10 protein-coding genes are annotated in these 6,236 nt (G+C 48.4%); 1 reads left to right on the top strand and 9 read right to left on the bottom strand.

Translation table 11 applies throughout. The features are described 5' to 3' along the window. Positions 1–576 precede the first annotated feature (576 nt). Positions 577–1,740, top strand: a complete 1,164-nt coding sequence (locus Q0294_RS11115; RefSeq protein ID WP_299464860.1) for a transglutaminase family protein — start codon at positions 577–579, stop codon at positions 1,738–1,740. Here Q0294_RS11115 and Q0294_RS11110 read toward each other — a convergent pair. The 9 genes from Q0294_RS11110 to Q0294_RS11070 form a co-directional block, all read right to left on the bottom strand. Then, positions 1,709–2,140: a DoxX family protein gene (locus tag Q0294_RS11110; RefSeq protein ID WP_299464857.1), complete on the bottom strand. Its 432-nt coding sequence runs from the start codon at positions 2,138–2,140 to the stop codon at positions 1,709–1,711. The genes Q0294_RS11115 and Q0294_RS11110 overlap by 32 nt on opposite strands. 68 nt (positions 2,141–2,208) lie before the next feature. Further along, positions 2,209–2,523, bottom strand: a complete 315-nt coding sequence (locus Q0294_RS11105; protein WP_299464854.1) for an MmcQ/YjbR family DNA-binding protein — start codon at positions 2,521–2,523, stop codon at positions 2,209–2,211. Positions 2,524–2,652: 129 nt separating this feature from the next. Then, a complete protein-coding gene (locus tag Q0294_RS11100) occupies positions 2,653–3,096 on the bottom strand; it encodes a YciI family protein (RefSeq protein ID WP_299464851.1) in 444 nt (147 codons plus the stop codon). Positions 3,097–3,177: 81 nt separating this feature from the next. Further along, the gene (locus Q0294_RS11095; RefSeq protein WP_299464848.1) at positions 3,178–3,540 is read right to left on the bottom strand and encodes a YciI family protein; all 363 of its coding nucleotides are present in this window, start codon (positions 3,538–3,540) and stop codon (positions 3,178–3,180) included. Positions 3,541–3,612: 72 nt separating this feature from the next. Further along, the gene (locus tag Q0294_RS11090) at positions 3,613–3,975 is read right to left on the bottom strand and encodes a YciI family protein (RefSeq protein WP_299464845.1); all 363 of its coding nucleotides are present in this window, start codon (positions 3,973–3,975) and stop codon (positions 3,613–3,615) included. A gap of 27 nt (positions 3,976–4,002) precedes the next feature. Next, on the bottom strand, positions 4,003–4,473 hold the full coding sequence (locus Q0294_RS11085; RefSeq protein WP_299464843.1) for a DUF1579 domain-containing protein: 471 nt from the start codon (positions 4,471–4,473) through the stop codon (positions 4,003–4,005). A gap of 48 nt (positions 4,474–4,521) precedes the next feature. After that, positions 4,522–4,908, bottom strand: a complete 387-nt coding sequence (locus tag Q0294_RS11080) for a YciI family protein (RefSeq protein ID WP_299464840.1) — start codon at positions 4,906–4,908, stop codon at positions 4,522–4,524. Between the two features lie 81 nt (positions 4,909–4,989). After that, positions 4,990–5,439 carry a VOC family protein gene (locus Q0294_RS11075; RefSeq protein ID WP_299464837.1) on the bottom strand — a complete coding sequence of 150 codons (450 nt, stop codon included), beginning with the start codon at positions 5,437–5,439 and terminating at the stop codon, positions 4,990–4,992. Positions 5,440–5,508: 69 nt separating this feature from the next. Next, positions 5,509–5,988 carry a VOC family protein gene (locus tag Q0294_RS11070; RefSeq protein ID WP_299464834.1) on the bottom strand — a complete coding sequence of 160 codons (480 nt, stop codon included), beginning with the start codon at positions 5,986–5,988 and terminating at the stop codon, positions 5,509–5,511. Between the last annotated feature and the right edge of the window lie 248 nt (positions 5,989–6,236).

Here is a 6,236-nt window from a genome sequence, read left to right as displayed (position 1 = left end):
CCTTTAGATCTGGTCGACATTTTTCGCTGGAAACTTCATGACTTGCGTAAAACATCTACCCCAGCCGCCATCCGGGGAAGATTTCCCGGCAGAAGGCGTGGATAATGCGGATTGCAAGCACGATAAAATCATACCGATTACCGTTACAGAAGTTCTAGCCCCAAAGATTGAAGCATATCGCCGCCCAGGAAGTGTTCATATGGCAACATTTTCGTTTTATGAGAAATGGTTGAAGCACCTTACGGGTCCCATTCCGCTGCGGTCTCTTCCCAAGCGGTAGCCCATGAGGGTACTAATATCGTGCGTATGTCTTCGAAGCATGATGCGTTGCATCCTGCAGGCGATATTTCTCACACCATGCCGATAGGCTTGCCTGCCCTCTGAGCCACGATTACAATCAGACAACATCTGTCATTCGTACGAACATCTGATTGATTGAAAAACCGAGAAAGGATTTCCCAGGGTAGAATCGTGTTCTGTTTTGCCCCGCCAGATTGAGAGCGCGTGCAATAGCCCAGCCGTTCATTCCTGACCAGACCGACTACATACGATATCTGAATCAAGGAGTTTCGAAGAATGCTTTATAGAACTTCATTTTCTTCATGCGTAACAGCCGTACTACTCTTCCTACTGCTTCCACTTTCCCTCAGCCATGCGCAGACTCAAACGAGAGAACTGTTAACTCCCGACGCACCATATATCGCCCAAAAAAGTGATCCGGTCACTCACAGCATCGATTTTTCTATCGTGGTGACACCTCCCTACCACTGCAAAGTCTTGAAAGTTTGGGTCCCGGTCCCACAAACCGATTTTGCTCAGGAAATTCAAGAGAGTCAGTTCAGCACGTTTCCCAATGATGTGAAACCTCAGATTAACAACGAGCCCATCTATGGAAACCGCTTTGCGTACTTTGAATTTCATCATCCTCAAGGTGCCCAGATCATCACACACCGCTTCAAAGCCAAAGTCTGGAATTTAAACTGGCAGCTGAATCAGGAATCTGTGGAAAAAGTAAACTTATGGCCCACGGCATTCGCCCCCTATCTTGATCCTCAATCACTGAATGATGAGCTACAGTTCCGACAAGTCCTTCAAAATATTACTCCCGATCCAAATGGTGCTGGTTCTGATCTTGTAGGTGCCATGAACTGGATTGACCGGAATCTGACTTACGATCACATCAACGCTTCTTTACGGGCTGACGCTAATCACGCTTTCCAGCAGCGACGCGGGCATTGCAGCGATTATCACGGACTGTGTGCCACGATGGGACGGGCACTGGGCTATCCGACACGCGTAACGTACGGACTGGCTTTGTTTCCGAAGAATTCTCCCTCCCATTGCAAAATGGAAGCATTTTTGCCGCCGCTGGGCTGGGTCAGTTTTGATCTCTCCGAAACACAGAAGTTCATTCAGAAAATTCAAACCAGTGAAGGTTTAACAGAACAGCAGAAAGCGGCATTTGTTGCAGCCGCCCGTAAGCGGATGCTGTCGGGTTTCCGTGAAAACAGTTGGCTGCTGTTGACCAAAGGAACCGATTATGAATTAGTCCCCAAAGCTTCTCAACCAGTAAGAGTCATTCGCACGGCGTATGCCGAAGCGGATGGCGAAGTCCTGCCTGATCCCGATCCTGCCAACTTAAAGAAACGGGAATTTTCCTGGATGACATCACACCGCTATACCGCAGACAAGCCATTCAAAAAACCATTCACAGACTACTCGACTTTGACTGTTGATTAATTTTCCGAAATGGCATGAGCTGCCACAAACGGTGATCACGCAGACATATTCCCAGCCAGACCAGCACTCCGATTCCGATCTGTACTACGAATGGATCTCCCACGCGCCAGTGAATACAAATCGCCCCGCCAAGATACCCCGTCAGTAAAATGGCCCCCAGGACCGCAGTCCAGGGAATCAGATAAATCACAAGACACGTTAACTCCAGAATGGCCAGCGGAAAAATCATTGATTCGGGTAATCCCAGATGCGCCATCCCTTCGGACAGTTCCGGCCCCCCTTTGAATTTCATAACCGCACTCATACCAAACATGAATGCCATGAGCGCCGCGATCACACGACCACACCAGATCATGATCCGCTGAGAAGTAGAGAATGTTTTTATGTCTGGCTGGTTCATATAGTTTCCTTTATGATTCCTGAAAAGAGTTTACTCGACTGCTCCAAAGTATCTTCCACAGGCTCATCTCATTTTGAAGAGACGTTTTCGAAAGCCATTTGCAAGACAATTTTCACAATGGCTTTTTTAGCTGAGGGTAAATAAATATTCGTGTAGCCCCGTTGCCCCCAGGCGCCATTGCATGGTTTGAAGACTTCGGAATCAGACTGATCCATCGCCGATTGTTGCTCAGGCGTCAGCTTCACCATCGCCCATGCTTCATCTGGTTGCCCTAATGACGCAAAGATTTTATTCCCAGCACGAAAATCCGGGTGATTCATGTGGGACGATTCGATTGCCCCTTTAAATGAGAGTGCGAGCTTTCTGAAATCTGCAATTTTCATCACACCTGCCCGCTCACTTTCAAACTCTTTGATAAACCGATTTCTCACCCCGGTATTTTACAGAATCATTTGCCCCGGGAAAGATGAATCTATCGACAAACAGCTGCGATTCAGTGCCCGTTTGCCAATCTATTTTTTGTCTTTCGATTCTTGTAACCGCTGTGCTTCTGCAAAAACGCGTTTTTCCTGTTCCTGTAATTCAGGAGTAAAGACTTCACCGAAATCCTCAGCCTCAAATACACGGCGAATCTCAATCTCTGATTCTTCCGACATGGGGTTGGGACAACGTTTCACCCATTCGATGGCTTCTTCCATCGAATTTACCTGCCACATCCAGTACCCTGCAATGAGTTCTTTCGTTTCTGCAAAGGGTCCGTCCATAACAGTCCGATCCGTACCTGAGAAGCGAACCCGGTATCCCTTTGAACTGGGGTGCAACCCTTCTCCTGCCAGCATAATCCCTGCTTTCACCAGTTCTTCGTTATAATTGCCCATCTCTGTGAGCAACTTTTCGCTCGGCATTTCTCCCGCCTCCGAACCTTGGCTTGCTTTAACGATGACCATCACTTTCATTGTATTTCCTTTCTACTCTATTTCTGTATCGTAACGGGAACGAGTCACATCTCCCGACGTGTCAATCAGACGCACAACCAATTATTTTTGCTTGACGGGCATTTCAGGTAATTCAAAAATGGGACGAATTTCCACAGTCCCTTTCTTCGCTGGAGGGAGTTGGCTGGCAACCGCAATGGCCTCATCGAGATTCTCTACGTCGATAATATAATATCCGCCAAGCTGTTCTGTCGTTTCTGCGAACGGTCCATCTGTAATCAGACGCTTACCTTCGCGTAGACGGATACTGGTCGCCATCGAGACCGGGTGTAAGGGAGAAGCTGCCAGAAATTGACCTTTTTGATTCAGTTCATGACAAACTTCAGTCGATTTCGCCATACAGGCTTCGCGTTCTGCTTCGGTCCAGTCACTCTCGGTACTGTAAATTAACAACATATATTTCATCTTTGATTCCTCAGCTTGAAATGATTCAGCTATCGTGCCGCATACAAAATCAGATTCTCACATGTGGCCGGTTTAACAATGGGCGTCGGGTAAATCCGCGAGTTCTACAACAGGACGTACCTCAACGGTTCCAGCCCGCGCTCCCGGTATCCGACCAGCAATTTCAATCGCAGCCTCTTGATTCTCGACATCAATCAAGAAAAAACCGCCCAGGTGCTCTGTTGTCTCTGCAAAAGGTCCGTCCGTGACCAGTTTTGTCCCCTTACGCACTCTCACACAAACCGACGTGGAAACAGGATGCAGTGGTGCGGCGATCAGATAGTTCCCTGCCCGGTTCGAATCATGACAGATCTCCACAGACTCCTGCGTCGCCTGCTGCCTCCCCTCCTCTGACCAGGCATCCGGCGTTGCATACACAAGTAAAATAAATTTCATGTTTGCCTCATTACTGGTTTCAGATATTCAGGTAATCCGTCGATGATGCGACGTCATAAATTGATTCCATTCTCCCGTTTCCGTCTGCATCTGACTGGAGAGAATCCAGTGATCCTGATTGATCAGTTCAATGGAATCCTGATATCGTGCCATCCCCTCCCCACTCAATTGAGGTCCTTCTGTATTCAGGATCAATTTTTTCCCCGTCTGGTCCAGACTCCCCTGATAAATCCAGAGATGGGTCATCATTGAGCCCACAAAAGTACCGACATAGCTGCTTTGCGCCGGGTCATAGCCCACCGTCAAGAGCGTCGACCAGTCGCCCGACTCAGACTCACTTTCGATCAGCAGCCACATTCCTTCCAGTGAACGGCATGTCGCCTGCCCACTTGATTTTTGTGGCGGCTGGTCGGGTCCCATCTGGCATTCCGTTTCAATGGACCAGTTGCCAATTAATGCATCCAGCCAGACATGTTCGGTTTGAGGTTTCGCAAACATCGTTTTTCTGCTTTCGTTAATTCATGTTAACAATGGAATTTTAAGGTCCTACCGAATCGCGGCATCACGTGCCTTGATCAGTGCGTTAATTTCTTCATCCGCGGGCCTGATCTCAAAAGGTCCAAATTTTACACCGGGGTGTTTCGACATCAGTGCAATGGCATGATTCAGATCACGGGCTTCCAGAAACAGGATGCCACCGATCTGCTCTTTGGTTTCCGCAAAGGGACCGTCGGTCACATCGACCTGACCGCTGCGCATTCTTAACGTGACGGCTTGACTCGCATGCTGTAATGCTTCGCCACCGGTAAAATGCCCGCCTCGACGCAGTTCATCGTCATACGCAAAACACTCTTCCATGAACCCGGCCATTTCCTGCTCTGTTTTGCCTTCCATCGTGGATTCATCATAGTATCCAAAACAAATAAATTTCATCGTTTTATCCTTTTATTAGAAAGTTTTTCATTGCACTTTCGAATCAATGCCCGTCTATTCGCCGTTAAAGGCCTCCTGCAGTCATTGAATATCCAGCTTTGTCATCTGCATTAAAGCCTGCATAACCCGATTCGACTTCTCGGCATCCTGCATTAATTCAGGCAAAATTGAGGGCACAATCTGCCAGGACAAGCCAAATTTGTCTTTGAGCCAACCACACTGTCCCGGCTCTCCTCCTTCGGTCAGTTTTTGCCACAATTCATCGATTTCATCCTGTGTGTCACAGTTCACAGCAAATGAAACGGCTTCGTTGAACTTGAAGATCGGCCCCCCATTCAAGGCAATAAACGTCTGCCCTTCCAACTCAAACGAGGCGACCATCACGGAACCTGCCGGGCCCGGCCCGGCCTCTCCGTAGCGAGTGACATTCAGCTTCTTCGAGTTTCTGAAGATCGATGTGTAGTGATCGACGGCTGCTTCTGCATTATCATCAAACCAGAGAAAGGGAGCAATTTTAGGTGTATCCGACATGTTTGATTCTTCTTATGTGTTGTAATTATTCAACGTTTATTGATTCAAATTATCTAACGTTCTTGAGAATTATTCAAACATCGCCTGCATGCCCGCTTTAATTTCATCAAGACTGAGATCGCGGATGTGTGACGCTACAGACCAGCGATGACCAAACGGATCTTCTACCTGGCCGTACCGGTCACCCCAGAACATATCTGTGACGGGCATCGTAATATTTGCCCCCGCTGCAACAGCCTGTTTGACAGTGGCATCAACGTCCTCGACCTGGAGATGCAGGCAAACAGGTGATCCCTTCAGCGACTTCGGCCCGAGAGCGCCGCACGAATCGTTTTCATCAGCCAGCATGATTTGCGAGTCACCAATCTGCACACAGGCATGCATCAGTTTGCCGTCCGGACCGGGGAGCCGCATCTGCTCGACGGCACCAAACGCTTTTTCATAGAATGTGATGGCCTCAGCCGCGCCGGCGCAAACCAGATGCGGTGTGACGGAATGCATTCCGTCCGGAATCGCTTTCACGGCGGGCTTGTTTTTGGAAGTAGTCATTGTTTTCTCCGGATTTGAACAGGGAATTGAAGTCCTTGGTTCATCTCACTTTCGGACGAGAGAACCGGCGTTTTACCTGATAGTCGGTTGGAACCGACCCGAATCGACATTCAAGCGGACTTTTTTTAAAAAAAACCTGAATCAACTGGAAGGCAGGCTTTTTTTCTTCAGTTCCTGCAGGCGTTTTTCGAGAAATCGCCGTTCCGAGGATTGTCTGGTCAAGGAAAGTGCGGTCTCATAAGAAACCT

The sequence above is a fragment of the uncultured Gimesia sp. genome (genome assembly GCF_937919775.1).
In the GTDB taxonomy this organism is placed as follows: domain Bacteria; phylum Planctomycetota; class Planctomycetia; order Planctomycetales; family Planctomycetaceae; genus Gimesia.
This window is presented reverse-complemented; position numbering and strand designations above follow the sequence as displayed.

What these genes read in the sequence shown, in the direction of transcription:
- Q0294_RS11115 (WP_299464860.1), top strand. Translation starts at nt 577, where the DNA reads ATGCTTTATAGAACTTCATTTTCTTCATGCGTAACAGCCGTACTACTC.
- Q0294_RS11105 (WP_299464854.1), bottom strand. Translation starts at nt 2,523, where the DNA reads ATGAAAATTGCAGATTTCAGAAAGCTCGCACTCTCATTTAAAGGGGCA.
- Q0294_RS11090 (WP_299464845.1), bottom strand. Translation starts at nt 3,975, where the DNA reads ATGAAATTTATTTTACTTGTGTATGCAACGCCGGATGCCTGGTCAGAG.
- Q0294_RS11070 (WP_299464834.1), bottom strand. Translation starts at nt 5,988, where the DNA reads ATGACTACTTCCAAAAACAAGCCCGCCGTGAAAGCGATTCCGGACGGA.
- Q0294_RS11085 (WP_299464843.1), bottom strand. Translation starts at nt 4,473, where the DNA reads ATGTTTGCGAAACCTCAAACCGAACATGTCTGGCTGGATGCATTAATT.
- Q0294_RS11100 (WP_299464851.1), bottom strand. Translation starts at nt 3,096, where the DNA reads ATGAAAGTGATGGTCATCGTTAAAGCAAGCCAAGGTTCGGAGGCGGGA.
- Q0294_RS11110 (WP_299464857.1), bottom strand. Translation starts at nt 2,140, where the DNA reads ATGAACCAGCCAGACATAAAAACATTCTCTACTTCTCAGCGGATCATG.
- Q0294_RS11075 (WP_299464837.1), bottom strand. Translation starts at nt 5,439, where the DNA reads ATGTCGGATACACCTAAAATTGCTCCCTTTCTCTGGTTTGATGATAAT.
- Q0294_RS11095 (WP_299464848.1), bottom strand. Translation starts at nt 3,540, where the DNA reads ATGAAATATATGTTGTTAATTTACAGTACCGAGAGTGACTGGACCGAA.
- Q0294_RS11080 (WP_299464840.1), bottom strand. Translation starts at nt 4,908, where the DNA reads ATGAAATTTATTTGTTTTGGATACTATGATGAATCCACGATGGAAGGC.